The organism is Ochrobactrum sp. RH2CCR150, from assembly GCA_014138095.1.
In the GTDB taxonomy this organism is placed as follows: domain Bacteria; phylum Pseudomonadota; class Alphaproteobacteria; order Rhizobiales; family Rhizobiaceae; genus Brucella; species Brucella gambitense.
Genome location: JACGXE010000005.1, coordinates 145,689 through 171,747, shown reverse-complemented (window position 1 = coordinate 171,747; position 26,059 = coordinate 145,689). Strand labels below are relative to the sequence as shown.

Genomic DNA, 26,059 nt, shown 5'->3' with positions numbered 1-26,059 from the left:
CAAAAATGCAGGACCCGCTTTTGTTTCTGATCAGTATTCCTGCGCGGTTGGACGGAACAGGATTTCGTTGATGTCCACATTGTCCGGCTGGCTCATCGCGAAAATCACAGTAGACGCGAAGGAATCCGCAGGAATAGCCACATTTTTGTAAAGTGCTTTCACGCGTTCGGCCTGCTGCGGATCGGTGACGCTGTTGGGAAGCTCCGTCGCCACCGCACCCGGCGATATGATCGTCGTGCGAATATTGTACGGCTTTACTTCCTGACGCAGTCCTTCGGAAATGACCCGCACCGCATGTTTGGTTGCCGAATAGACAGCGCCGCCCGGCCCCACCTTGTGCCCCGCCACTGACGAGACATTGATGATGTGGCCGCTCATCTGCTTGCGCATATGCGGCAGTGCGGCAGCGATACCGTAGAGTACGCCCTTGATATTGACGTCGATCATGCGATCCCAGTCGTCCACCTTGCCGAGTTCGAGCATCGAATGCGGCATCAGCCCGGCATTGTTGATGAGCACATCGACACGACCATGCAGTTTCACGGCCTGATCGACCAGACGCTGCACCTGAATGCGATCTGTGACATCCGTATGCAGAACCGCGCCCTCGCCCAGTTCCAGCTCGTTGGCCAGCGCCTGTAGCCGGTCGAGACGCCGTGCGCCGAGCACAAGCTTGGCCCCGCCTCCGGCCAACCGCCGTGCCGAAGCTTCCCCCAGACCACTGCTTGCACCAGTGATGACGACAACCTTGTCCTGAATTCCCTGCATGGTCTTCGCTCCTCTTGAACGGGGTTACCGATCAACGCGTTGCTGCAGATGCGCCGGATAGCGGTCGCCCTGCACAGTGATTTCGGAAAGCGCTGCTTCGATGCGGTTCAGATCATCGGCATTCAGTTCCACATTGGTGGCACCGATGTTTTCTTCCAGACGATGCAGCTTCGTCGTGCCCGGAATGGGAACGATCCACGGCTTCTGCGCCAGCAACCACGCAATCGCGATCTGGGCTCGCGTGACACCCTTGGCTTCCGCTATCTGGCCAAGCATATCGACCAGCGCCTGATTGGCATCGCGGGCTTCCGTCGAAAAACGCGGCACAACATTGCGGAAATCATTTGCCGCAAAGCTCGTCTTGCTGTCGATGGTCCCGGTTAGAAAACCTCTGCCCAGCGGGCTGAACGGAACGAAGCCGATGCCCAGCTCTTCCAGAACAGGCAGGATTTCCCCTTCCGGCTCACGCCACCACAACGAATATTCGCTTTGCAACGCCGTTACCGGCTGAACAGCATGGGCGCGCCGAATGGTTTGCGGGCCGGCTTCGGAAAGACCGAAATGCTTGACCTTGCCTTCCTGGATCAGATCGCGAACCGTTCCGGCCACATCTTCGATGGGCGTCGCCGGGTCGACGCGATGCTGATAGAAAAGGTCGATCACATCCGTCTTGAGGCGCTTCAGCGATGCTTCAGCAACCGCCCGAAGATGCTCGGGGCGGCTGTTCACGCCATTCTGGCCACCCTTGTCGTCAAATTCGAAACCGAACTTCGTTGCAATCACCACGCGGTCGCGAATCGGCGCCAGCGCCTCACCCAGAACTTCCTCATTCACATAGGGGCCATAGGCTTCCGCCGTATCGAAGAAGGTAACACCCTTGTCGAATGCAGCTCTCAGCAGCCCGACCGCCTGCGCCTTTTCCATGGCCGGGCCATAGGCGAAACTAAGGCCCATGCAGCCAAGACCGATAGCCGAAACCTCAAGGCCGCTGCGGCCCAATATTCTCTTTTTCATGGTCAATATCCTTAAGCGTGATAATCTTCGTCGCTGACATGTTCCAGCCAGTCCACGACCTTGCCATCGAGCGCTTCCGCTATGGCGATATGGGTCATGGCCGTGGTGGCCGTCGCGCCGTGCCAATGCCGTTCGCCCGGTTCGAACCAGACGATATCTCCGGGACGGATTTCCTCGACAGGGCCACCCTCGCGTTGCGCCCAGCCAAGGCCAGCCGTAACAATCACCGTCTGGCCCAGCGGATGCGTGTGCCAGGCCGTGCGCGCGCCCGGCTCAAACGACACGGTAGCGCCGCCGACACGCGCCGGTGCCGTGGTGCTGAACGGCATGTCGAGACGAACCGTACCGGTGAAATAATCGGCGGAGCCCTTGGTCGAAGGTTGAGACCCGATGCGCTTGATCTGCATGATATGTTTCCTTTCTTTGCCCGCCTGAAATCGCGGCAAACTTAAAAACTTCTGTCCCCGATGATTAGCCACTATAATCGGCATGAACTCATGAGATGGATTCATCAATGCGGCGCGACAATATTCACGATCTTCTGGCTTTTCTGGCCATTGCCCGCGAGGGCAGTTTCACCCGCGCGGCGGCAAAGCTTGGCGTTTCCCAATCAGCGCTGAGCCACACAATGCGCGGACTGGAGGAGCGGCTTGGGCTTCGCCTTCTGACCCGCACCACCCGTAGCGTCTCCCCGACCGAGGCAGGTGAAAGACTGCTCCGCACCATCGGTCCTCGTTTCGAGGAGATCGAAACCGAACTCGACGCCTTGAGCGAATTGCGCGACAAGCCTGCCGGAACCATTCGCATCACCACCTCCGAACATGCTGCACAGTCGATTCTGTGGCCAGTGCTGGCGCGTCTTCTGCCGGACTATCCCGACATTCACGTCGAAGTGGCCGTCGATTCCGGACTGCGCGATATCGTAGCCGACCGTTATGACGCCGGTATTCGCCTTGGCGAACAGATCGCTCAGGACATGATCGCCGTGCCCGTCGGACCTGACATGCGCATGGCCGTTGTCGGCGCGCCGTCCTATTTCAAAAGCCACCCGGTCCCCCGCACCCCGCAGGAACTGACCGCGCATCGTTGCATCAATCTGCGACTGCTCACCTATGGCGGGCTTTACGCCTGGGAATTCGAGAAGAACGGGCGCGAGCTCAAGGTGCGCGTCGAAGGCCAGCTCATTCTCACTTCGCCAAATATGATCGTCGAAGCCGCCAGGGCCGGTTTCGGCCTCGCCAGTTTGCCGGAAGACTACATGCGGGACGGTCTTGCCGATGGCTCGCTTGTGCGCGTGCTGGAAGACTGGTGCCCGCCCTTTCCGGGTTTTCATCTCTATTATCCAAGCCGGAGACAATCTTCCCCGGCTTTCGCGCTGCTCGTTGACGCCCTGCGGTATCGAGAGGCGGAATCGCTGAAACGCTGATCCGCCTCCCCGTTCAACTCAACACCGGCCACTGCCCGAAACGCGGAAGCCTGCGCGTTCCGCCTCGCAGCGATTGGAGAATGTGCGCCGTTCGCTGCCGCGTCTCGCGCAGACAGGCGCATATTCCCGCGTGCATGCGCCCATGCCGGGCCGCGTCCCATGCTGCGGCGGACGGGCCGGACCAACGCCGGGGCCATTCCAGCCACTACCCGGACGGCCGCTACACTGACCGTTCGATACCACGCGGAACCCCTCAGCCCGTGCGGAACATGCGTTGCCGAAGGTCTGGCGAACACCCCGACGCTCGCCGCAGACGGGCGAATAAATCATCGGGCAAGCCTGCACATGGCCCGGATTACCGGGCCGAATCGGTGGTGGTCTGTGATCGGGGCCACCCTCCGCAACACAGCCGCTCAACACCATCACACCAGCAATCAAGCTGGTCCACGACAATCCCCTCAACATGTTTCCTCCTCTCCAGAAACCGGTATCCGTCTTTTGTCCTCATCTAGAATGGAGCAGTCGTACCGAACGGCAAGATTTAAATAGGAAGATTACACGGCCCGACTCTCGACAAGCCGCCAACTTGCGTTACTCTGCATTCAGGCTTTCGACCCAAACAATCCGGGTCACAGCATGGGCAAAAGCGAACAGAAAGACGATATGCGGCGTTTCGGAACTTTTCTGACGGCAGCGCTCCTGATCGTCCCGCTTTCAATCACGCCCGCCGACGCAGAACCGGCACCGGCAAGCTATAGCGAACCCAATCCGCGCATATCGGCACCATCCTTGCCGCCGGAGAAGAAGGTGCCGGGCGTCAACCGCATCTGTCAGCTGATCGAAACCAGCGCTACCAGACATGGCATACCGAAGGATTTCTTCGCCCGCCTGATCTGGAAGGAAAGCCGGTTCGACCATCAGGCCGTCAGCCCAGTCGGCGCGCAAGGCATTGCACAGTTCATGCCCTATACGGCCAAGGAGCGCGGTCTGGCCGACCCGTTCGACATCGAGCAGGCGATCCCCGCTTCCGCAAGCTTCCTGTTCGATCTCAAACAGGCTTTCGGCAATTGGGGTCTGGCGGCGGCCGCCTATAATGCTGGTGCGGGACGCGTCTCAAGCTGGATGCGTTCCGGCGGTTTCCTGCCGCTCGAAACAGAAGACTATGTGCTGGATATCACTGGCGCTCCGGCGGACGACTTTGCTTCCGGCAAGGAGGTGCAGAACCGACCGCTTGATTCGGGGCGCTCCTTTGCGGAAGCCTGCCGCCGCCTGCCGGTCATCCGCTCGGCGACGATTCCCATGTCGCGTGTCAAACCGAAGCCGTGGGGCATACAGGTGGCGGGTAACTTCCGTCGCAGCGCGGCAGTGAATCAGTGGAGCCGCCTGAGCAGACAATTCGCGTCTGTTTTGAAAGGCCATGACCCGGTCATCAGCCGTATTCGCACGCCGATGGGGCGGCGCGGCATCTATGCGGTGCGGATTGGAGCCGACAGCAGGGCTGAAGCAGATGGTATTTGTAGCAAGTTGCGCGCAGCTGGCGGCGCATGCATTGTCTCACGCAATCGCTAACCGCGAGGGAAGCCGGGTAAAGATCTTTGCGCCCGCAATTGATGGCGCACTCTATTAAGCCACCCAATTAAATCCGGGCATTTAATCAGGCCACTTGTCTATAAGATCTCTTATATATCAAGGATAGCCTGTTCTATTTCGGTATACAGCATAGAAATTCTAGAAATAATCGGAAAAATTGCCGACCAATCCGGTTCAAAGATAACAAAAGATCGTGGGCGCAAAGAATTTGCTTGCCAAAATTCGCGTCTTAGATCAGTCTCCACTCGTTCGGGCATTTAGCGAACAAATGGAAGACTGGAAGAACGGCGTGCCGGGGCCGCTATAAGTTCCGGGTCTGGGGATACCCAGACAATGATCGGTTCCTTCCCTAAGTCGAGAACTGCCTGCATGACCCTCTGTCGGGTGTGTGGTGCGCTCGGCAGAAGATATAATTCCATCGTTTTTTGAAAAAAAGCGGTGGCGCCAAGGAAAAGGAACGGATCCAATGGCACAGACCGGACTGGTCAAATTCTTCAACAATGAAAAGGGCTTTGGTTTCATCAAGCCTGATGATGGTGGCGCGGATATCTTCGTGCACATCTCTGCTGTACAGGCTTCGGGCCTGACGGGCCTCGCAGACAATCAGAAGGTTTCCTACGAAACCGAACCAGATCGTCGCGGGAAGGGCCCGAAGGCCGTGAACATCACCGTTACCGGCTGATTGTTCTGAATACCAATTATGACCCCGGTTCACACCGGGGTTTTTTATTGCCCGGGATTCCACGAATATGACGCGCCCGTCGGACAGTGACCGGGCCAGCGCTTATCCTGAAACTGCCACCAAAGGATCGGAACGGCCAGCGAAACCGTTCTGGCGCGCAACTGCTTGAAAGCATTGCGAGAGCGACATTTCCCCGCCGCGCGCAGCGGTAAGCGCGCCTCAAATCCTGCCCGCGAATTGTTACAGACACTGCGTGTATTTTACCGGGGATTGACGACTTAGCTCCCTATTTCACCATTGTTCAGCCTCCATTCATGTCGAGAGAGTTAATCCATTATTCATGAATGGTGCCCCCTCGTTTGAGGGGCCGCACCAGAGGAATTGCAGTCGAGCTTCTGAAGGAGCGAACAATGAACCGATTTGCGAAGACAACCATTCTGGCCGTTGCATCATTGGCAGCGATTGCTGCTCCTCTTGCTTCAGCTTCGGCAGATTCATGGGGCCGTCCGGGCTGGGATCGCGGCGGTGACTGGGGCCGTCACCATCACCGTGGCAATGGCGACGCTGTTGCAGCCGGTGTGATCGGCCTTGCAGCGGGCGCGCTCATCGGAAGCGCGCTGAGCCAGCCGCAGCCGACCTATGTGCAACCAGCGCCGATCTACGATGCGCCACCCCCGCCGCCTGCATATTACCCGGCTCCTCCGCCACCGCGTCAGGTAACCTATTACCGTCAGGGAGGCTTCGAGCCGTGGAGCCGCAGCTGGTACGATTATTGTTCGGACCGCTACCGGTCGTTCAATGCGAATACCGGCACCTATCGCGGTTATGACGGTCGCGACCATTTCTGCACGGCGAATTAAGTGCAAAGTCGATAAGGAAAAGCCGCCCAATGGGCGGCTTTTTTTTGTATCCGTCACGCCATTCCGATCAGGAATGGGTTGTTGCGGCGCTCCTCGCCGAACCGTCCGCCCGGGCCGTGCCCGCAGATAAAGCCGATATCGTCACCGAGCGGCAAAAGCTTCTCGCGGATCGAACGGAGCAGCGCGTCATGGTCTCCACCCGGCAAGTCGGTGCGGCCGACGGAACCGTTGAACAGCACATCGCCGACAATCGCGAAACGGGCTTCGGGGCTGTAGAAAACCACATGGCCGGGCGAATGACCGGGGCAGTGGAACACGTCAAAGCTATGTCCGGCGACAGTGACCTTGTCGCCCTCTTCCAGCCAGCGATCCGGCGTCACATTGCGCACGCCGTCGACAATTCCATATTTGAGGCCTGTCATCACAAGATTATCGAGCAGGAACTGGTCGTCGACATGCGGTCCAATAATCTCGACGCCGAGCTTGTCCTTCAAATCAGCCGCAGCACCCGCATGATCAATATGGCCATGGGTGATCCAGATGGCTTCGACATCGATGCCCTGCGATTGGATCGCTTCCTCGATCTTGGGCAGATCGCCGCCCGGATCGATGACAACGCCCTTCTTGGTCTCGCCGTCGAATAGAATGGTGCAGTTTTGCTGGAACGGGGTAACGGGGACGATAATCGCCTGTAGCTGGCCCATACTGGATACTCCATTGCATATGTGGATTGGCGAAGATCGCGTCACCGCCGCCTGTGCTGTTTCACACATAGTGGCCTTGGCCCGATACGGAAAGGGTTTAAGAATCCCTCAAGCCGCGTTTCTTGGCGATCGGATCGAGCCATAAAAAACGGACGGCGCATGGCCGTCCGTTTTATCCCTCTCAAACAGTTCGTCTTGCCGGTTGGCCATGAAAACTGTGCCATCTACCCGGAGCGTTTCCAAAAACTGGAGGGCGCTCCAAGTTGCTATTTTAGTAACATCCTTGCTCGACCCGATGTTTCCATCCGGCCACGAAATGCATTCCTCAGGCCTTGCTGGCCATCGAGTTTTTGATCAGCCCTACGATTGCAGTCAGAACGATACCGCCCACGCCGCCGCCAGCGAGCTGGCCGATTGCGCCATTTAGCATCGAATCCACACCACCGCCGGAGAGCATCGGAAGAAGCTGGCCGAGGATGACACCGCCAATACCGCCAGCCACGGTGTTACCCGTTGTCCCAAGGCTGATATTCTTGACAGCGCCAGCAATATTGCCACCGACAGCACCGGCGACCAGCTGGAGAATGATAGGCAATAGAGATTCCATAATCGTCACCCCATCTCTGTTAGAGCGCATCCCGAAAAGAATGAACGATTTCGGAATAGTTTGCGCGCCTGATCAAATATTAGAGCGTCGATTTGAAAGGATCAGATCGGAAGCCGCTCCAATACCGGAATAACGCGACTCCGGCATGAAAATCTTGAGCCGAAACTTCGTAATGTCAAACAATAAGCAGTAAAGAAACTAAAAAGCGGCCCGAAAGCCGCTCTTTTTCTGTTTAAAACCCAGTCACTCGGCCGCCTGGCGCTTTGGCTGCACTTCCGCTGTATAAGCATCCATCAAAGTGCTGGTGATTTCGGCCGGCTTGAACCGGTACTGACCTATCTCCGAAACAGGCGTAACTTCGGCAGCCGTACCGCACAGGAAGCATTCGGAGAAATCTGCCATTTCTTCCGGCATGATCGCGCGCTCGATGACCTCGATGCCGCGACGCTTGGCCAGATCGATAATGGTGCGGCGCGTGATGCCGTCGAGGAAGCAATCGGGCTTCGGCGTATGCAGCGCACCATCCTTGACGAAGAACACATTCGCGCCGGTCGCTTCCGCCACCTGCCCGCGCCAGTCGAGCATCAACGCATCGGCATAGCCCTTGGCTTCCGCCGCATGCTTGGAGATCGTGCAGATCATGTACAGGCCGGATGCCTTGGACTTCGACGGAGCCGTGCGCGGGTCCGGGCGGCAATATTCAGCGATGTCGAGGCGAATGCCCTTCATCTTTTCTTCCGGCGAGAAATAGCTTGGCCATTCCCAGCAGGCGATTGCCACGTGAATACGGTTGTTCTGCGCTGAAACGCCGAGCGATTCCGATCCGCGCCATGCGAACGGGCGCACATAGGCATCGACATAGCCCATCTTCTTGATCAGCGCCCGGCAGGCATCATCGATTTCTTCAACACTGTAAGGCAGCGCAAAACCGAGAAGTCGCGCAGATTCATGCAGGCGCTCGGTATGTTCGTTCAGCTTGAAGATTTCGCCGCCATAGGCGCGTTCGCCCTCAAAAACCGTGCTCGCATAATGCAGGCCATGGGTGAGGACATGAATTTTCGCATCTTTCCAGTCGACGAATGCACCGTCCAACCAGATGTATCCGTCCCTTTGATCGAATGGAATCGCAGCCATTTTCTTGCTCCTAACTATTTTGATTGCGGCGCTGTCTCAGGGCAGATTCTGCTCGGGCAAACGTTTCCGCATTCCCATTTCACCAGTTAAATCGATATTACCGGCAAAACGGGCGCCTTTTTCCGCGCGAATACTGGCCTTTTGGTGCGAAATGCTTAGAGCTTGGGCAAAGATTTTGCGCAAAACTCTATTGGAGCACGCATGGACAAAAAATAATCCTCCCAATCCGCGGGACTTCGCGGTCGCAGCGTTTCTTTCACCGCCTCCACAGCAGTGATCGAAAACCCGGTCGCGTAATTATCTCTCCTCCAGCATGCGCCAGCGTAAACATTGTTCCAAAAAGCCAGCTCACGCTTACCGAAAATTATCTGGGCGGTTGAATTATGTCAATAATGCTGACATATTTATCGCAGCAGTACGGAGCATCGATGTGAATTCGACCAACGACATGAATTATATAAGCAATCCGTTGACAGCCGAGGAGGCGGCCGATCTCAACGTCATCGAACTCTTGTTCTTTTCTTATCGCGACTTCACCGCCGACCCCGATCTCATTCTCGAGAAGATCAGCTTTGGCCGCGCGCATCACCGCGTGCTTTACTTCATCAATCGCAAGCCGGGCATGACGGTTGCCGAACTTCTGGAAGTTCTGCGCATCACCAAGCAGAGCCTGTCGCGCGTTCTCAAGCAGCTGATCGATACCGGCCATGTGGTTCAGGCAACCGGCCTGCACGACCGCCGCCACCGCAAGCTATACCCCACGAAAAGCGGACGCCAGCTGACGCTCGCCCTCGCCTTGCCGCAGTCGCATCGCATTGCCCGCGCCCTTGAGGGATGCGCCCCGCAGGACCGCGCCGTCATCGAGCGCTTCCTGTATAATATGGTCAATCCGGAACGCCGTGCCCAGATCGACGCTTTTTCCAGCGCAGAGCCGTCTTGAACCCGGATCGGAATTAAGTGTTACGGTAGGTAGCACTAAGTGCTTGTGTAAAAACATATAAGCAAACACGGCGAATAGACGTGCCACATTCCAGTCGATAATATGCGCGTCCGACGGCCCTGTGTCGTCAGCGAACAGAAACTGAATGGGATCGAAAGACGCCATGACCGCAGAAGAACAAAAAACACTCTCGGATGACGCCCCGCATCTGCTCGTTGTCGATGACGACACGCGAATCCGCAGCCTGCTTTCGCAGTATCTAACCAATAGCGGCTTCCGCGTTACCATTGCCGGAAGCGCTGCCGAAGCGCGCCGCAAGCTGGAAGGTATCGACTTCGACCTTCTGATTCTCGACGTGATGATGCCCGGCGAGACCGGCGTGTCGCTGACCCGCTCGCTGCGCGAACAAAAGAATGTACCGATCCTGATGCTGACCGCGCTGTCGGAAACCGACAACCGCATCGACGGCCTGTCGGCTGGCGCAGATGATTATCTGCCAAAGCCATTCGATCCGCGCGAGTTGACGCTGCGCATCAACAATATTCTGCGCCGCGGCGCCCCCCCTGCCCAGCCCAAGATCGAACAGATCGTGTTCGGGCCTTACACATTCTTCATTCCGCGCCGTGAATTGAAGAAGGGCACCGAAACCATCAAGCTCACGGACCGCGAGCAGGACATTATGGCAATCTTCGCGGAACGCGCGGGAGAAACCATTCCACGTCATGAATTGACCGGACAGGACGGCGATGTCGGCGAGCGCACTATCGATGTTCAGATCAACCGTCTCCGCCGCAAGATCGAGCAGGACCCAGCCAACCCGGTCTGGCTCCAGACTGTGCGTGGCATCGGCTACAAGCTCAGCATCGAATAGTTGTGATTTGACGCAACCGGCCGCTGTTTGGGACGTTCTGAGACGATGACGCTCTGGAAAAATCTCTCGCGCTGGCTGGCGCGCCGGATGCCGAAAGGCCTCTATGCGCGGTCGCTCATCATCATCATCGCCCCGATGGTCCTGCTGCAATCCGTGATCGCCTATGTGTTCATGGAACGTCACTGGCAGATGGTGACCGAGCGGCTTTCGACTGCTGTCGTGCGCGATATTTCGGCGATCATCGACATTCTCGAAACCTATCCGCAGGAACCGGGTTACGACAATCTGATCCGCCTTGCGCAACAGCGTCTCGCGCTCAATATTTCGATCCTGCCGCCCGATCCCCTGCCCGCGCCGGGACCGAAGCCGTTCTTCGCCATCCTGGATTACTTCTTGAGCGAAGAGATCACGCGCCAGATCAATCGGCCCTTCTGGGTCGATACGGTGGGCGATTCCGACCTGATCGAAATCCGCATCAAGCTCGACGACAAGGTGCTGCGCGTCTTCGCCCGACGCAGTCAGGCTTATGCGTCCAACACCGGCATCTTCCTGACCTGGATGGTGGGCACCGCGCTTGTGCTTCTCATCATCGCCATCGCCTTCCTGCGCAACCAGATCAAGCCGATCCAGCAGCTGGCAGACGCTGCCGAGAGTTTCGGCAAGGGCCGTTCCATGCCGGAAGGTTTCAAGCCGCACGGCGCAGAAGAAGTGCGCAAGGCCGGTATCGCCTTCATCCAGATGCGCTCACGCATCGAGCGCCAGATCGAGCAGCGCACGGCGATGTTGTCGGGCGTCAGCCATGATTTGCGCACCATTCTCACCCGCTTCAAACTGCAATTGGCGCTGGCCGGGCACTCGATCGACGTCGAGCCGCTCAATCAGGATATCGCCGATATGCAGACCATGCTGGAAGGCTATCTGGCATTTGCGCGCGGCGAAGGTGCAGAAGAAACCGCAAGCTATGATGTGAAGCGCCTGTGCGAGAAACTTGAAAACGAAGCGCGCCTGCGCGAACGCGGGTTCAAATATTCCATCGACGGCGACAGCGAAATCCATGTTCGCCCCAATGCCTTCTCGCGCCTCGTCAGCAATCTGGTGTCTAACGCCTTCCGCCATGCGCAAAACGTCGAGCTTTCGCTTTCGCATGAGGATGGATGGCTGAAGGTCGTGGTGGACGATGACGGACCCGGCATTCCCGAGGACCGCCGCGAAGATGTGTTCAAACCCTTTGTGCGACTGGATGAAGCCAGAACGCAGGATTCGGGCGGCACAGGCGGCCTTGGCCTTGCCATCGCGCTCGACATTGCCCGCAGCCATGGCGGCGACATTACACTCGCAGACGCCCCGACCGGCGGCCTGCGCGCCATCATCCACATTCCGGCGTAAAAGAGGTTGAAGCCGTTCCTTCACACTGAACTTGTCGAAGGCCCCTCATCCTGAGCTTGTCGAAGGATCGAAGGACGAGGGAAAACGCACCGAGCCCCTCGTCCTTCGAGACGGCTCCTTCGCAAGCTCAGGAACCTCCTCAGGATGAGGGCGCGACGGCGCGTGTTTTTAATTGTGAAATTATTGCGCTCAGTAGAGCTTGCCGCCGTTTGGCACTTTCTTGTCGATGGCCGCGAGGACGACTTCACCGGCTTCGTCCGGCAGGCCCAGCGTCAGCACTTCCGACATGAACGGACCGATCTGGCGCGGTGGAAAATTCACCACGGCCAGCACCTGACGGCCGATCAGTTCTTTCGCCTGATAATGTTTGGTGATCTGTGCCGAAGATTTCTTGACGCCGATCTTCTCGCCGAAATCGATCTTCAGTTTGTAGGCGGGCTTGCGCGCTTCCGGAAAGGGCACCGCTTCCACAATCGTACCCGTACGGATATCGACCTTTTCGAAATCAGCCCAGGTGATTGTCGCGTCTTCGCTCATATCCGTCCGCTTTCGTCTTTCCAAGCATAACCCGGCGCTTGTCCCGCCGGGTTATCTGTTGATCCTGATCAGGCGCGTCCGACTGTTTCGAACACGACGCTTTCCAGCGACTCGCGCGCACTGACACCCGACCAGACCACGAACTGGAAGGCCTGGAAATAGGTTTCGCAAGCTTCAAGCGCTGCGCCCAGCAACACTTCCACCTGACGGCTCGTCGGTTCCGCACCGCCGGCCAGCAAAAGCGACTGGCGGTACATGATGGCGCCTTCCTGCTGCCAGAGATCGAAATGCCCCATGAGAAGCTTTTCGTTGATCAGCGAAAGCAGGCGCATCACCTCGTTTACACGCGGCTCTGCAACCTTGATGTCGAATGCGCAAGCCAGATGCAGCGCCTCGAAATCTTCCATCCAGGAAAATGAGATGTGATAGTCAGTCCAGTTGCCCGCAACCGAAATTGCGATTTCATCGTCGCCAGTCCGCTCGAATGTCCAGTCGTTTGAATGCGCAACCTGCTCGATCACATCCACCGGATGCGCCTCGCGTGCGAATTCAAGCTCAAGAAGGCTCATGTCCGTTTCCTGTTCTGTGAGACACCCTCAAGCCGGATGTCTCAAATTCCCGGCGCGCAAGAATTGCTCGCCCGCACCCGCCGCCGCGCAAAAACCAAGCGCAGAAAAACAGGCACGAATTGATCGGTCGAGGAACCGGCATGCCAAACAGCATGCAAGCGCCTCAATGGCACACGCACATACGCAACTGATACTGGAAAGCAGCCTGAAGACGCGAAAACTAGAACTACAGCCCCTCGCCGCCGCCTACATGACCACACTTCGAATCATGTAGTGTTTTCAGTCTATTGATGCTGAATCTGAACGCCAGTCCCTTTTCAGAAAAGAGACATGAAAGCATGTGGAAACATGAAAGGGGCTGGCCGCGAGCATTGCCTTAAGCGACTCTAAGACAAGGGTTTTTACCGCCCGCGGCCTGTTAATAAATAATCAGGAATTATTTTTGGATTTTGCCGATGAGGAGGCCGATTTTGCCGGTTTGGCATCGGAATCACCTTCGAATCTGGCAAGACGTGCTTCAAGTGCTTCGATTCTTGCCAGCAACGCACTGTTTTCGGCGCGCGCCTTGATGGCCATTTCGCGCACCGCTTCGAAGTCTTCGCGCTGCACCACGTCAAGCGTGTTGAGCACGCGCTCGCTTTGCGAACGCAGGGCCGTTTCCACTTCACGGCGCACGCCTTGCGCAGCGCCAGCCGCATCCGTCACAAGCTTGGCGAGTTCATCGAGAACCCGGTTTTGTCCGCTGGTCATGGCAATCGTTCCTTATTTCCAGGAGAGACCTGTTGAAAACATAAAATGGAAATAGGGCCGTCTCAGTTCCGATGCAAGCGCAGCTATAGAAAGTGATCATGTTGGAAAGCAATTACAGACATGGAGCAGGACAGCTTGACCGTGGCCGGTTCGTCCAGCATGTTCCGTCACAAAATGGAGTGATTTCATGATAGAGACGTTGCTGCCCGCTTCGGCCCTCGCCTTTCCGAACATTGACCCGGTGATCTTTTCCATCGGACCACTGGCCGTGCACTGGTACGGGCTCGGCTATGTCGTCGGCATCATGTTCGCGTGGTGGTATGGCAAGAAGCTTCTGCGCAGCCATCGCCTCTGGACGCATAACCAGCCACCCATGGCGCCCGAAGCGCTCGACGACTTCGTCATCTGGGCAGCGCTCGGCGTCGTGCTGGGCGGTCGTATCGGCTATGTGCTCTTCTATAATTTCTCCTATTATATCTCCAATCCGATCGCCATTCCCGCGGTCTGGGACGGCGGCATGTCGTTCCATGGCGGTATTCTCGGCACCACCATCGCCATGATCCTGTTTGCCCGCTCGCGCGGCATCAGGGTCTGGAGCATGTTCGATGTGGTCGCTGCCGGTGTGCCGGTCGGCCTCGGCGTGGTGCGCGTTGCAAACTTCATCAATTCCGAACTCTGGGGCCGTGTCAGCGATGCGCCATGGGCCGTCTATTTCCCCAATGGCGGGCCGCTGCCGCGCCATCCAAGCCAGCTTTACGAAGCCTTCCTCGAAGGTTTCGTCTTGTTCTTCGTCTTGTTCCTGCTGGTCTGGGTCGGTCGCAAGCTGAAGAAGCCGGGCTTCATCGCAGGCGCATTCGTGACCGGCTATGGCCTCAGCCGCATCGCGGTCGAGTTCTTCCGCGAACCGGATGCACAGCTCGGCTATCTGGTCGGCAGCTGGCTGACCATGGGCATGGTGCTTTCGGTGCCGATGGTGCTGATCGGCCTGTGGGCCATGTGGCGCGCCAACCGCGCAGCTGCCAAAGATGCCTGAAGCAACGCTGAAAGACCGGCTGAAACGGCTGATCGCCACCACGGGGCCGATCAGCGTCGCCGATTACATGGCCGCATGCCTCGGTGACCGGGAATCCGGCTATTACACGACCCGCGAACCCTTTGGTCGCGAGGGCGATTTCATCACCGCACCCGAAGTCAGCCAGATGTTCGGCGAGTTGGTCGGCATCTGGTGCGTCGCGGAATGGGACGCGCTTGGTCGCCCTGCCAACACCGTGCTGTGCGAAATCGGCCCCGGACGCGGCACGCTGATGAGCGATATGCTGCGCACGATCAGCAAGCTCGCGCCACAAATGCTGCCGGGTCTGCGGGTCGCCATGGTTGAGACCAGTCCGCGCCTTGTCGAAAAGCAGAAACAAAAGCTCGCGGATTTGGGCGTTTCCATCACGTGGTTCGAACGTTTTGCCGATGTCCCCACCGGCCCGCTGATCCTCGTATCGAACGAGCTGTTCGACGCGATCCCGTTCCGCCAGTTCGTCAAGTCCAACGGGCGCTTCGTGGAACGGCTGATTGCGCTTGATGATCAGGATGAGTTCCATTTCGTCAGCGGTGCGGGCGGAATCGACCCGGCGCTTTTGCCGGAAGACCATGCACAGACGCCCGAAGGCACGATCTTCGAGGCAGCCCCGGCGCGGACCGCACTGTTGCAGGAAATCGCGCAGCGTATCGCGACGACACGCGGCGCAGCGCTCAACATCGATTATGGCCACCTGCAATCCGGCTTTGGCGACACGCTGCAAGCCATGCTCAAACATGGCTATGACGATGTTTTTGCCCATCCAGGTGAAGCCGACCTGACCAGCCATATCGATTTCGATAGTTTGGAGCAGGCTGCACGTGCCTCTGGCTGCAAGACCGGTACCATGACGCAAGGCGAGTTCCTGCTGGCCATGGGGCTGCTCGACCGCGCAGGGCGTCTGGGCACGGGGCGCGACGCCGCCTTTCAGGAAAAGATCCGTCAGGATGTGGAGCGTTTGGCAGCGCCCGATCAGATGGGCACCCTGTTCAAGGTGCTAGCATTCGGCGACTGCGACACCCGCCTTATTCCTTTCGAGACGGCCTGACTGTCATTTGCTCTTCAAAAAGCTGCAATTGACAAGACAACCTGCCTCCCCCACCATCTCGCTCCAATTATTCGAGCATGATCTTCGTAGAAAAACAGTCCCCACTGTTTTGGAATTATGCTCCAGTGAAAGCCAACATACGATGACCGACATGCCGCAACCGCTCCGCTCGCCTCTGCTCGACAAGCCCGCCGGTCAGGCCGGGAAGCGCATTGCGCACGGCTTTTTCACGCGCAAGGGCGGCGTTTCGGACGGTATTTACGCCGGACTGAATGTCGGCGCCGGATCGGATGATGTGGCCGAGCATGTCGCCGAAAACCGCCGCCGGGTCGCAGAATCGCTTGGCGTTGCGCCGGATCATCTTTTGACCGTGCATCAGGTTCATTCGCCCGATGTGCTGCATGTGACCGCACCTTTCGATTCGCCGCGTCCCAAGGCCGATGCCATGGTGACCAATGTTCCCGGCATTGCGCTCGGCGCACTGTCTGCCGATTGTGGTCCCGTCCTGTTTGCAGATCATGAGGCCGGTGTGATCGGCTCCGCCCATGCAGGCTGGCGGGGTGCATTTAGCGGCGTGCTGGAAAACACCATCGACGCCATGATCGGCCTTGGCGCAAAGCGCGAGAACATTGTCGCGGTCCTCGGGCCGACAATCGGCCCCGACAATTATGAAGTCGGACCGGAATTCTATGCAGAGTTTTTGAGCAAGGACCCTGCCTATGCGCGCTATTTCCGCGCCTCGGACAAGCCCGACCACAAGCTTTTCGATCTGTGGACCTTCATCACCGACCGTCTGACCAAGGCGGGCGTACAGGCAGAATCCCTTCGTCAGTGCACTTATGCCGATGAAGACCAGTTCTTTTCCTACCGGCGTACCACCCACCGCAAAGAACCGGATTACGGACGCCAGATTGCAGCCATTGCTATCGTCGCTGCCAAAGATTCCATTTGAGGAGAACCGCATGGCCCTTCACTTCGAGCCGGAAGAATTTGCCGCACGCCGCGACCGTCTGATCTTGAAGATGGAGGAGGAAAAGCTCGATGCTCTCCTGCTGTTTGCACAGGAAAGCATGTACTGGCTGACGGGCTATGACACGTTCGGCTTCTGTTTCTTCCAGTGCCTTGTGGTGAAGGCCGACGGTTCGATGGTGCTGATGACGCGCTCGGCGGATTTGCGCCAGGCACGCCAGACCTCCAATATCGAGAACATTGTCGTCTGGACCGACCGCGACAATGCCAATCCGGCAGCGGATCTGCGCAATATCCTGACAGAACTTGATCTGCTCGGCACTCGTATCGGCATCGAATACCAGACCCATGGTCTCACCGGCGCAAATGCCCGCAGGCTCGACGAGCAATTGCAGAGCTTTGCCAAATTGTTCGATGCATCCGGCATGGTGGACCGCCTGCGCCTGTTGAAAAGCCCGGCGGAAATCACCTATGCCAAGCGCGCGGCGCAGCTGGGTGACGACGCGCTCGACGCGGCGCTGAAAACCACACGCGCGGGTGCAAGTGAAGCCGATATTCTGGCCGCGATGATGAGCGCCAATTTCGCCGGCGACGGCGACTATCCGGCCAATGAATATATCATCGGCTCCGGCGAAGACGCCCTGCTCTGCCGTTATAAATCCGGTCGCCGCACGCTCGACGCCAATGACCAGCTCACGCTCGAATGGTCGGGTGTGTTCCGCCATTATCACGCGCCGATGATGCGCACGATCCTGATCGGCCAGCCGACAGAGCACCACGTCAAGCTCTACGATGCAGCCCGCGAGGCGCTGGAAGCCGTCGAGGCGGCGATGACACCGGCTTCAACATTCGGTGATGTGTTCGACGCCCATGCCCGCACCATGGAAGCCCACGGGTTGACCCGCCATCGCCTGAATGCCTGCGGCTACTCGGTCGGGGCGCGCTTCACACCGTCGTGGATGGACCCGCAAATGTTCTATGCGGGTAATCCGGAAAGCATCCAGCCGGATATGACGCTGTTCGCACACATGATCATCATGGATTCCGACAGCGGCGCTGCGATGACGCTCGGACAGACATACCTCACGACAAATGGTGCGGCTCAGCCATTATCCCGCCATTCTCTTGATATGCTTATCGCCTGACATCATTGTCAAACGGCCCACGATCGGCGATAAATCGGCCTGACGTGAGAACCGCCTGTATTTTCAGGACTATGCGTTTTCAGGAGCATGAAGCCGAACATGAACAAGGCACATATTTCGATGATGCTGTTGCTTGCCGGAGCGCTCGCTGCCTGCAACAGCACCGAATCCGCACTGAACGTGCAGGGCTCAGGCCAGACTGCGGGCCAGACCACCGGACAACCGGCTAACGGCCAGGCAACGACGCCGGGCGCTGTGACGACGCCCGCAACGACAACACCTGCGACCACACCGGCCCGCACGGCCACGCTGAAACCGGGCAAGCTGCACATAGCGCCCATTGTCGGCGCACCCGTCAATGTCGTGACACCGCTGACCCATCGCATGAATGACGATGCCAAGGCCAAGGGCGTCGAGCTCGCAGGCGCCAATGACGCCAGCGCGGCCTATGTCATGAAGGGGTACTTCTCGGTTCTCTCCGAGGATAACCAGACGACCGTGCTCTATGTCTGGGATGTGCTCGATGCTTCCGGCAACCGGCTGCACCGCATTCAGGGGCAGGAGAAAGTGCAAGGTGCTGCGGCAGACTCATGGAGCGTGGTGCAGCCCGCCACGATGCAGGCCATCGCCGACCGCACGATGCAGGAATATTCGACCTGGCTTGCGGCAAATCGCGCATAAACTATGAGCATTTTCAGCAAGGAACTGAAATCCCTTACTGAATCCCCGCTTTTTGCCATGCGGAAAGGCCGGAAATCCGGCCTTTTTCAACAATTGTGAACAGTCGGGCCTTGCAATGACGGTGACTCTTTGCAATAGGCCCCACATTCGAGAAAACCTTGTAAGCTGCTGTACTTAACCTGACCGGCCAAAAGTACGCGGCTTTAAAGTTTTTAAAGGATGACGTTGCTGGGCCCCGCATCGTTGCGGTCCATGCGCGAAACAAGATTATGTCCGTTCCACGGACTTTTTGCGACAGAACGAAACCGCAAACCTATCGCATCGGCTCAGAGGCAAAAAGAATGAAACTTTTCGCAGGCAACTCCAACCGGGCACTTGCCGAATCCGTTGCTAAATATCTCAACATCCCGCTCGGCAAGGCTAGCGTTCGCCGCTTCGCCGATCAGGAGATTTTCGTAGAGATCCAGGAAAACGTGCGCGGCGAAGACGTGTTCGTTCTGCAATCGACTTCCTATCCGGCAAACGATCACCTGATGGAACTGCTCATCATGATCGACGCCTTCCGCCGTTCGTCGGCGCGCCGCATCACCGCCGTCCTGCCCTATTTCGGCTATGCCCGTCAGGACCGCAAGCCCGGCCCGCGCACGCCGATCTCGGCAAAGCTGGTTTCCAACCTCATCACCGAAGCCGGTGCAAACCGCGTGCTGACCCTTGATCTTCATGCTGGTCAGATTCAGGGCTTCTTCGATATCCCGACCGACAATCTCTATGCCGTTCCGGTTATTGCGCGTGACGTGAAGGCCAATTACGCAACCGGCAACTGCATGGTCGTATCGCCGGACGTCGGCGGCGTGGTTCGCGCCCGCTCATTGGCCAAGCGCATCGATGCGCAGCTCGCCATCGTGGACAAGCGCCGCGAACGTCCGGGTGAATCGGAAGTCATGAACGTCATCGGTGAAGTGGCTGGCAAAGATTGCCTGCTGTTCGACGATATCGTCGATTCCGGCGGCACGCTCTGCAACGCAGCCGAGGCCCTGCTGGCCAAGGGCGCGAACAGCGTCACCGCTTACATTACGCATGGTGTTCTGTCCGGCGGCGCGGTTGCCCGTATCGCTGCATCGAAGTTGAAGGAACTGGTGATCACCGATTCCATCCAGCCGACCACCGCGATCAACGATGCTCCGAACATCCGCGTGCTCTCGATCTCCGATCTGATCGGCGAAGCCATTGCGCGTACGGCAGCGGAAGAATCCGTTTCGAGCCTGTTCGACTAATCAAAACAGCAAGCGGATCACAATTCCGAGACATGCCGCCAGCAACAGCACAAGCGGCATGTTGAGCCTCAGAACGACAAGCAACAATGCCGCCGCGCCTGCGATCAGGACGGCGGCATTGTCTATTGTGCTCCAGACCGGCAAGGGCACGCTGAACGGCCCGACTGCCTTATCCTGCACCTGCGCAAACAGCACATGCAGCGAGAACCACAGCGCCAGATTGGCGATCACGCCCACGACCGCAGCCGTGATGCCGCTCAGCATGGCCGAAAGCCAGCGCACCTGACGCAGCCGCTCCACGAACGGCGCGCCCGCCAAAATCCATAGAAAACACGGCACGAAGGTAAACCACAGCGCAATGATGCCGCCGACGAGGCCGCCCAGAATTGGCGGCAGACCTGACAGGTTTGCAGCCCCTACGAAGCCGACGAAAACCAGCACGAGAATCAACGGTCCCGGCGTGGTTTCAGCCAACCCCAGCCCGGTCAGCATTTCGCCCGGCTTCATCCAGCCAAAATGTTCGACCGCCTGCTGCGCCGTATAGGAAAGTGCTGCATAGGCGCCACCGAAGGTCACAGCCGCCAGTTTTGAGAAGAACGCCGCTTCCTGCACGAAGACATGCGCGCTGCCGAAAGCCAGATAGAGAAGAACGAGCGGCGTGAGCCAAAGCCCGCCCCAGACCAGTGTTTGCTGCGTGAACTCGCGCAAAGCGCCGGGCGTCGCCTCGCCCAAACCAGTGCCCGCCCCGCTGCCCTGAACGATATGGCGCAAGCCCCCTGCCAAAGCTGCAAGCAGGACGACAAGCGGAAACGGCAGTTTCAAAAGGGCTATGGCAATAAACGCCGCAATCGCCACGGCATAAGAAAAGCCCGAAGCCAATGTACGTTTCGCCATGCGGTAAAGCGCTTCGAACACCACAGCCAGCACCGCTGCCTTGAGGCCGAACAGCAAGCCTGCCACCATCTCCACATGCCCGAATGCAATATAAAGCGCGGAGAGCGCAAGCATCACGGCAGCGCCGGGCAGCACGAATAGAAGCCCCGCCAGCAGGCCGCCGCGCCAGCCTTTGACAGCCCAGCCCGAATAGGTCGCAAGCTGCATGGCTTCCGGCCCCGGCAACAACATGCAGAAGTTCAGCGCATGGATCAGCCGTTCCTGATCCATCCATTTTTTCTCATCCACGATAATGCGTTGCAGCATGGCGATCTGGGCGGCTGGCCCGCCGAAAGACAGCAGGCCCACTTTGCCGAAAGTCGTGAATAGTTCTTGGAAACCTGGCTGCTTTACTGGCTCTGTCACGCTACTGCCCTGAATGATCCGTTTCGCAAGAAGTCGGCGAGGATCATTACAGGTTCATGACAGTTTTCACAGTCTACTCGGCGGCAGCGCCCTCTTCCGCCAGATCGTCCGGGGCATTGGGATCGCCCGGTGCCGTTTCGCAGGCGAGATCGGGGAAATTGACGATGCGCATTCCCTTGAAATCATTGCGAACAACGAGCAGCCCACGCTCCTCGAAGTAGGTCAGCAAACGCCGGGCGCGGCTGAACGAATGCGTGCCATAGGCGCGCGCCAGCGCCGCGTCGGACGGGCAAGGCGCGCCGGTCACCGCCGCCTGCGCGACGATCAGGAACACACCCTGTACATCATCGGTGAGGCTTTCTGATAGCGACAGCGCCTGCTGCCATGTTTCACCACTGGCCACATCGCTTTCAATGCTGGCCTGCGCCACCGCCAGCCTGCGGCGGAAGGCGGGCAGCGCCAACGGTTCGCCCGGAACACGGTGAATGCGACAACGTACCAGAAAATCCTGATAGAGAACGGCCACAGACCGGAACGAAGCTTCCGGGTCATCCACGATCTCACGCATGACCTTATCGAGAAGCTCGTCGCGTTCCGCTTCAACAATACCGGGAAACAGCGGTGCCTCGACCGGCTCTGCTTCGGGCTTCGGCTTGGCCACCTGCGCCAGAATTTCCGCCGTGGATGGCGGTGGCGGTGGTGGAGGCGTGCGGCGCACGACGGTGCGGATTTCCTGCGGCGCGGGCGTAAAGATCAAATCGAGCGCATCTTCCGGCGCATCGGGCAGCGGCATGAGCTTCGGCGATGACGAACGCGCGGAGGTTTCCACCTTGCCGATACGGATCGGCAGCGGGCGTCGCGAGAGTGCCGGTCCAAGCGCCACAAAATGCCCGCGCTCCAGATCGCGGAACATTTCCGCCTGCTTGCGCTCCATGCCGAGCAGATCGGCGGCGCGGGCCATGTCGATATCGAGGAAGGTGCGGCCCATGAGAAAATTGGAGGCTTCAGCAGCCACGTTCTTGGCAAGCTTGGCCAGACGCTGCGTGGCAATGACACCGGCCAGTCCGCGTTTGCGCCCGCGACACATAAGGTTGGTCATCGCGCCGAGCGAAAGCTTGCGCGCCTCGTCGGACACTTCACCAGCGGCGGCAGGCGCAAAAAGCTGTGCTTCGTCTACGACCACGAGCATCGGATACCAGTAGTCGCGTTCGGCATCGAAAAGACCGCCAAGAAAAGCCGCTGCCGAGCGCATCTGCTGCTCGACATCGAGACCTTCCAGATTGAGCACCACCGAAACACGGTGCTGGCGGATACGTCCGGCAATGCGGGTCAGTTCGGCTTCGGTGCGGGCAGCATCAACGACGACATGGCCGTAAAGATCAGCCAGCGTGACAAAGTCCCCTTCCGGGTCGACGATGCATTGCTGCACCCATTGCGCGCTCTGCTCCAGCAGGCGGCGCAAAAGATGCGACTTGCCGGAGCCGGAATTGCCCTGCACGAGCAGACGCGTGGCGAGAAGCTCCTCAAGATCAAGCATGGCCTGCTTGCCACCGCCAAGCGCCGCTGCCGAGGCAGAACCGCTTCCAGCAACAGCACCCATGTCGATACCGACCTGCATCTCGCCTCCTTGATTGAAAATGACAGGAACAGACGACTCGCACAGCCAGGCCAGCGGTCGATCAGGCATTCGCTTAACATCTTTGACGTCGGCAATGCCACCGGTTATGAGAAATGCCCACAGATGCCGGGCGCGGCAACCGCTGGCAGCCCAAAAAACTTGCGCTGCCGCACGCTATGGTCTATAGCCACCGCCATCCGCGTAGACACCCTTGGAGGCAACGCGGAATGGAGCGGTCCGGTCTTTCACCTTGTGACAGACGATACGGGCTGTTTCATGTCGTTTGTTGAAGCATGATCCCGAAAAGTGGAAACCGGTTTTCGGTCAAGATCATGCGCAGATAATACAGCGGGCGACACTCCAATAACTTTGAAAGGAAATGCCATGAGCGAGACTTACGTGCTCAAGGCCGATCTGCGTACCCGGGTTGGTAAGGGGTCCTCCCGCGAACTGCGTCGCAACGGCCAGATTCCTGCAGTCATCTATGGCGACAAGCAGGAGCCCCTTGCAATCGCCGTCTCCTACAAGGAGATTTACTACAAGATCCATGGTGGTGGTTTCAAGACCACGGTTGCCACGGTCGAAGTAGACGGCAAGAAGATTCAGGTCCTCCCGAAGGACTACCAGATGGACCCGGTCCGCGACTTCCCGCAGCATGTCGACTTCCTGCGCGTTTCCGCAAAGTCGGTCGTTCACGTGAACGTTCCTGTTCACTTCAAGAACGAAGAAGCTGCACCGGGCATCAAGCGCGGCGGCGTTCTCAACATCGTTCGTCACGACGTTGAACTGATCGTTCCGGCCAATGCAATTCCGGAAGCGCTCGAATTCGACCTGACCGGCCTTGAAATCGGCGACTCCGTCCACATTTCGGCAATCAAGCTGCCGAAGGGCGTGTCTGCTGCCATTCAGGACCGCGACTTCACCATCGCCACCATTGCTGCTCCTGCCGGCCTGAAGTCGGACGAAGCTGCTGCTGAAGGCGCTGAAGAAGAAGCCAAGGACGGCGAATAATCGCTTCCTGGAAGCGCTGTTAAAGGGGCTCTGAACCATGCTGCTCATCGCAGGTCTTGGCAATCCGGGCCCCAAATATGCGCATAACCGGCATAATATCGGTTTCATGGCGGCGGATGAAATATTCCGCCGCCATCGCTTTTCCAACTGGCAGAAGAAGTTTCAGGCCGAGATCGCCGATGGCGTGATTGACGGCGAAAAAGTGCTGCTTATCAAGCCGCAGACTTTCATGAACCTCTCCGGCCAGTCCATCGGCGAGGCCATGCGCTTTTACAAGCTCACCTCCGCCGATCTCGTCGTCATCTATGACGAACTCGACCTTATTCCGGGTAAGCTGCGCATCAAGACCGGCGGCGGCTCCGGCGGCCATAACGGCATCAAATCCATCGACGCACATGTGCAGTCCTTCCCCGGCGGCCAGAACTATCGCCGCATGCGGCTTGGCATCGGCCATCCCGGCGCGAAGGAACTCGTGCATAATTATGTCCTCGGCGACTTCGCCAAGGCCGACAACGAATGGCTGGACACGCTTCTGGGCGCGATCGCCGACAATGTGGGTCTGCTCGCCAAACCGGGCGACGATAACAGTTTCATGAACCGCATTGCGCTCGCCATGGGCGACGGCAATCAGCGACCAAGCGGTTTCAAGGCCGATCCCGCGCAACTGGAGAAGGCTCCGCCAAAGGCGCAGAGCCATATTCGTCAGGCGCGGCAGAACCAGAAGAAACCGGCCATTCCAGAAAGCGGCCCGATGGCTGAAATGCTGAAAAGGCTGCTGGGCAAAAAGGACTAAAGCACTTCCAGCAAAAGTGCGAAGCGGTTTTGCGTAGGAGAATGCGTAAAAATAAGCCGTTCCAAAGGCCGCGACAGCTCCGCCTCTTGACGCTTCACACCTCAATGTCGCATAGCGACGGTAATTCTATTCTAGTCTGACAGGTACGATCATGGGTTTCAAATGCGGCATCGTCGGTCTGCCAAATGTTGGCAAGTCGACGCTTTTCAACGCGCTGACTAAAACGGCCGCCGCACAGGCCGCAAACTATCCGTTCTGCACCATCGAGCCAAACACGGGCGAAGTGGCGGTTCCGGATCCGCGCCAGAACGAGATTGCCAAGATCGCCGGATCGAAGGAAATCATCCCGACCCGCATCAACTTCGTTGACATTGCGGGCCTCGTCCGCGGTGCATCGAAGGGCGAAGGTCTCGGCAACCAGTTCCTCGCCAACATTCGCGAAGTCGACGCCATCGTGCATGTGCTGCGCTGCTTCGAAGATGACGACATCACCCATGTCGAAGGTCGTATCGATCCGGTATCGGACGCGCAGACGGTTGAAACCGAACTGATGCTGTCCGACCTCGAAAGCATCGAGCGTCGTATCGTGCAGATCCGTAAGCGCGCCACCGGCAAAGACAAGGAAGCCCTCACCATCCTGCCGGTGATGGAAACAGCGCTTGAACTGCTCCAGAATGGCCAGCCAGTTCGCCTGATGCTGAAGGATATCGCGGCAGAAGACCTGCTGACGCTGAAGGGTCTGAACCTTCTCACCTCCAAGCCTGTGCTCTATGTCTGCAACGTCGCCGAAGGCGATGCCGCCAAGGGCAACGCCTACAGCGCAGCCGTCGAAAAGATGGCCGAGGAACAGGGCGCACAGACGGTCATCATCTCCGCCGCCATTGAAGCGGAAGTTGCCCAGCTGCCTGACGAGGAAGCAAGGGAATATCTGGAGAGCATGGACCTTGAGGAACCGGGCCTCGATCGCCTGATCCGCGCCGGTTACAAGCTTCTCGACCTCATCACCTATTTCACCGCTGGACCGAAGGAAACCCGCGCCTGGACCATCCGTCGCGGCACCAAGGCTCCCGGCGCTGCCGGTGTGATCCACACCGACTTCGAGCGTGGCTTCATTCGCGCGCAGACCATCGCCCATGAAGACTACGTCAAATACAATGGCGAAGTCGGCGCCAAGGAAGCGGGCAAGGCCAGAGACGAAGGCAAGGAATACATCGTCCATGACGGCGATGTGATGCTGTTCCGCTTCAACACCTGATACGATCAGGCCGCCGTTTCCCGGCGGCCTTTGCATATTTAGAGCATTTCCGGAAACTG

At 58.2% G+C, this 26,059-nt stretch carries 28 protein-coding genes; 16 read left to right on the top strand and 12 right to left on the bottom strand.

Translation table 11 applies throughout. From position 1 onward, the window contains the following. Positions 1-30 precede the first annotated feature (30 nt). From FHW03_RS12835 to FHW03_RS12825, 3 genes are read right to left on the bottom strand one after another with little or no spacing between them, the layout of a single operon-like run. The gene (locus FHW03_RS12835; RefSeq protein ID WP_182520988.1) at positions 31-768 is read right to left on the bottom strand and encodes an SDR family oxidoreductase; all 738 of its coding nucleotides are present in this window, start codon (positions 766-768) and stop codon (positions 31-33) included. A 24-nt stretch (positions 769-792) separates the two neighbouring features. Then, the gene (locus FHW03_RS12830; RefSeq protein WP_182520987.1) at positions 793-1,782 is read right to left on the bottom strand and encodes an aldo/keto reductase; all 990 of its coding nucleotides are present in this window, start codon (positions 1,780-1,782) and stop codon (positions 793-795) included. A gap of 11 nt (positions 1,783-1,793) precedes the next feature. Next, the gene (locus tag FHW03_RS12825) at positions 1,794-2,189 is read right to left on the bottom strand and encodes a cupin domain-containing protein (RefSeq protein WP_109369479.1); all 396 of its coding nucleotides are present in this window, start codon (positions 2,187-2,189) and stop codon (positions 1,794-1,796) included. 107 nt (positions 2,190-2,296) lie between these two features. Between FHW03_RS12825 and FHW03_RS12820 the strand changes: the two genes are divergently transcribed. Next, complete coding sequence (locus tag FHW03_RS12820; RefSeq protein WP_182520986.1) at positions 2,297-3,208, top strand: LysR family transcriptional regulator; 912 nt, start codon at positions 2,297-2,299, stop codon at positions 3,206-3,208. Positions 3,209-3,226: 18 nt separating this feature from the next. On the opposite strand, the gene FHW03_RS12815 is transcribed toward FHW03_RS12820, so the two are convergent. Then, the gene (locus FHW03_RS12815; RefSeq protein ID WP_182520985.1) at positions 3,227-3,673 is read right to left on the bottom strand and encodes a Kazal-type serine protease inhibitor; all 447 of its coding nucleotides are present in this window, start codon (positions 3,671-3,673) and stop codon (positions 3,227-3,229) included. Positions 3,674-3,844: 171 nt separating this feature from the next. Between FHW03_RS12815 and FHW03_RS12810 the strand changes: the two genes are divergently transcribed. From FHW03_RS12810 to FHW03_RS12800, 3 genes are all read left to right on the top strand, one after another. Continuing rightward, complete coding sequence (locus FHW03_RS12810; RefSeq protein WP_377514749.1) at positions 3,845-4,777, top strand: transglycosylase SLT domain-containing protein; 933 nt, start codon at positions 3,845-3,847, stop codon at positions 4,775-4,777. Between the two features lie 487 nt (positions 4,778-5,264). Next, a complete protein-coding gene (locus FHW03_RS12805) occupies positions 5,265-5,480 on the top strand; it encodes a cold-shock protein (protein ID WP_109369482.1) in 216 nt (71 codons plus the stop codon). A gap of 410 nt (positions 5,481-5,890) precedes the next feature. Continuing rightward, positions 5,891-6,340, top strand: coding sequence for a BA14K family protein (locus tag FHW03_RS12800; protein WP_182520984.1), 450 nt, complete (start codon positions 5,891-5,893; stop codon positions 6,338-6,340). Between the two features lie 53 nt (positions 6,341-6,393). Here the strand turns inward: FHW03_RS12800 and FHW03_RS12795 are convergent, their stop codons facing one another. From FHW03_RS12795 to FHW03_RS12785, 3 genes are all read right to left on the bottom strand, one after another. Continuing rightward, positions 6,394-7,044 carry an MBL fold metallo-hydrolase gene (locus FHW03_RS12795; protein ID WP_182520983.1) on the bottom strand — a complete coding sequence of 217 codons (651 nt, stop codon included), beginning with the start codon at positions 7,042-7,044 and terminating at the stop codon, positions 6,394-6,396. 325 nt (positions 7,045-7,369) lie between these two features. Then, on the bottom strand, positions 7,370-7,651 hold the full coding sequence (locus FHW03_RS12790; protein WP_078338731.1) for a hypothetical protein: 282 nt from the start codon (positions 7,649-7,651) through the stop codon (positions 7,370-7,372). A gap of 243 nt (positions 7,652-7,894) precedes the next feature. Further along, entirely contained in the window at positions 7,895-8,785 is an 891-nt protein-coding gene (locus FHW03_RS12785) for a branched-chain amino acid aminotransferase (protein WP_182520982.1), read from the bottom strand. A gap of 430 nt (positions 8,786-9,215) precedes the next feature. Here FHW03_RS12785 and FHW03_RS12780 point away from each other — a divergent pair, with 430 nt between their 5' ends. The 3 genes from FHW03_RS12780 to FHW03_RS12770 all read left to right on the top strand — a co-directional run bounded on the left by FHW03_RS12780 (position 9,216) and on the right by FHW03_RS12770 (position 11,982). Beyond that, positions 9,216-9,725: a MarR family winged helix-turn-helix transcriptional regulator gene (locus FHW03_RS12780; RefSeq protein ID WP_182520981.1), complete on the top strand. Its 510-nt coding sequence runs from the start codon at positions 9,216-9,218 to the stop codon at positions 9,723-9,725. A gap of 163 nt (positions 9,726-9,888) precedes the next feature. Beyond that, positions 9,889-10,596 (top strand): response regulator, encoded by a 708-nt coding sequence (locus FHW03_RS12775; protein WP_078338733.1) that lies wholly within the window; start codon positions 9,889-9,891, stop codon positions 10,594-10,596. Positions 10,597-10,641: 45 nt separating this feature from the next. Continuing rightward, positions 10,642-11,982 carry an ATP-binding protein gene (locus tag FHW03_RS12770; RefSeq protein WP_182520980.1) on the top strand — a complete coding sequence of 447 codons (1,341 nt, stop codon included), beginning with the start codon at positions 10,642-10,644 and terminating at the stop codon, positions 11,980-11,982. Between the two features lie 189 nt (positions 11,983-12,171). On the opposite strand, the gene FHW03_RS12765 is transcribed toward FHW03_RS12770, so the two are convergent. The 3 genes from FHW03_RS12765 to FHW03_RS12755 all read right to left on the bottom strand — a co-directional run bounded on the left by FHW03_RS12765 (position 12,172) and on the right by FHW03_RS12755 (position 13,838). Further along, positions 12,172-12,519, bottom strand: coding sequence for a tRNA-binding protein (locus FHW03_RS12765; RefSeq protein WP_182520979.1), 348 nt, complete (start codon positions 12,517-12,519; stop codon positions 12,172-12,174). Between the two features lie 68 nt (positions 12,520-12,587). After that, positions 12,588-13,088 (bottom strand): YbjN domain-containing protein, encoded by a 501-nt coding sequence (locus FHW03_RS12760; protein WP_182520978.1) that lies wholly within the window; start codon positions 13,086-13,088, stop codon positions 12,588-12,590. A gap of 429 nt (positions 13,089-13,517) precedes the next feature. Next, entirely contained in the window at positions 13,518-13,838 is a 321-nt protein-coding gene (locus FHW03_RS12755) for an accessory factor UbiK family protein (protein WP_078338737.1), read from the bottom strand. A 187-nt stretch (positions 13,839-14,025) separates the two neighbouring features. Between FHW03_RS12755 and lgt the strand changes: the two genes are divergently transcribed. The 6 genes from lgt to FHW03_RS12725 all read left to right on the top strand — a co-directional run bounded on the left by lgt (position 14,026) and on the right by FHW03_RS12725 (position 20,024). Continuing rightward, positions 14,026-14,871 carry a prolipoprotein diacylglyceryl transferase gene (gene lgt, locus FHW03_RS12750; protein WP_182520977.1) on the top strand — a complete coding sequence of 282 codons (846 nt, stop codon included), beginning with the start codon at positions 14,026-14,028 and terminating at the stop codon, positions 14,869-14,871. Next, positions 14,864-15,955, top strand: coding sequence for a class I SAM-dependent methyltransferase (locus FHW03_RS12745; protein ID WP_182520976.1), 1,092 nt, complete (start codon positions 14,864-14,866; stop codon positions 15,953-15,955). Before lgt ends, FHW03_RS12745 begins: the two co-directional genes overlap by 8 nt. Positions 15,956-16,097: 142 nt before the next feature. Beyond that, positions 16,098-16,907: a peptidoglycan editing factor PgeF gene (gene pgeF, locus FHW03_RS12740; protein WP_182520975.1), complete on the top strand. Its 810-nt coding sequence runs from the start codon at positions 16,098-16,100 to the stop codon at positions 16,905-16,907. A gap of 10 nt (positions 16,908-16,917) precedes the next feature. Further along, positions 16,918-18,069 carry a Xaa-Pro peptidase family protein gene (locus tag FHW03_RS12735; RefSeq protein WP_182520974.1) on the top strand — a complete coding sequence of 384 codons (1,152 nt, stop codon included), beginning with the start codon at positions 16,918-16,920 and terminating at the stop codon, positions 18,067-18,069. A gap of 87 nt (positions 18,070-18,156) precedes the next feature. Continuing rightward, the gene (locus FHW03_RS12730) at positions 18,157-18,750 is read left to right on the top strand and encodes a hypothetical protein (RefSeq protein ID WP_182520973.1); all 594 of its coding nucleotides are present in this window, start codon (positions 18,157-18,159) and stop codon (positions 18,748-18,750) included. 341 nt (positions 18,751-19,091) lie between these two features. Continuing rightward, entirely contained in the window at positions 19,092-20,024 is a 933-nt protein-coding gene (locus FHW03_RS12725) for a ribose-phosphate pyrophosphokinase (RefSeq protein WP_109369495.1), read from the top strand. On the opposite strand, the gene chrA is transcribed toward FHW03_RS12725, so the two are convergent. Continuing rightward, positions 20,025-21,323 (bottom strand): chromate efflux transporter, encoded by a 1,299-nt coding sequence (chrA, locus tag FHW03_RS12720; RefSeq protein ID WP_182520972.1) that lies wholly within the window; start codon positions 21,321-21,323, stop codon positions 20,025-20,027. Between the two features lie 73 nt (positions 21,324-21,396). Beyond that, positions 21,397-22,941, bottom strand: coding sequence for an ATP-binding protein (locus tag FHW03_RS12715; protein ID WP_078338745.1), 1,545 nt, complete (start codon positions 22,939-22,941; stop codon positions 21,397-21,399). Between the two features lie 384 nt (positions 22,942-23,325). Between FHW03_RS12715 and FHW03_RS12710 the strand changes: the two genes are divergently transcribed. The 3 genes from FHW03_RS12710 to ychF all read left to right on the top strand — a co-directional run bounded on the left by FHW03_RS12710 (position 23,326) and on the right by ychF (position 26,000). Continuing rightward, entirely contained in the window at positions 23,326-23,952 is a 627-nt protein-coding gene (locus tag FHW03_RS12710; RefSeq protein ID WP_182520971.1) for a 50S ribosomal protein L25/general stress protein Ctc, read from the top strand. A gap of 37 nt (positions 23,953-23,989) precedes the next feature. Next, positions 23,990-24,745: an aminoacyl-tRNA hydrolase gene (pth, locus tag FHW03_RS12705; protein ID WP_182520970.1), complete on the top strand. Its 756-nt coding sequence runs from the start codon at positions 23,990-23,992 to the stop codon at positions 24,743-24,745. A 151-nt stretch (positions 24,746-24,896) separates the two neighbouring features. Continuing rightward, complete coding sequence (ychF, locus tag FHW03_RS12700; RefSeq protein ID WP_182520969.1) at positions 24,897-26,000, top strand: redox-regulated ATPase YchF; 1,104 nt, start codon at positions 24,897-24,899, stop codon at positions 25,998-26,000. Positions 26,001-26,059: the final 59 nt, after the last annotated feature.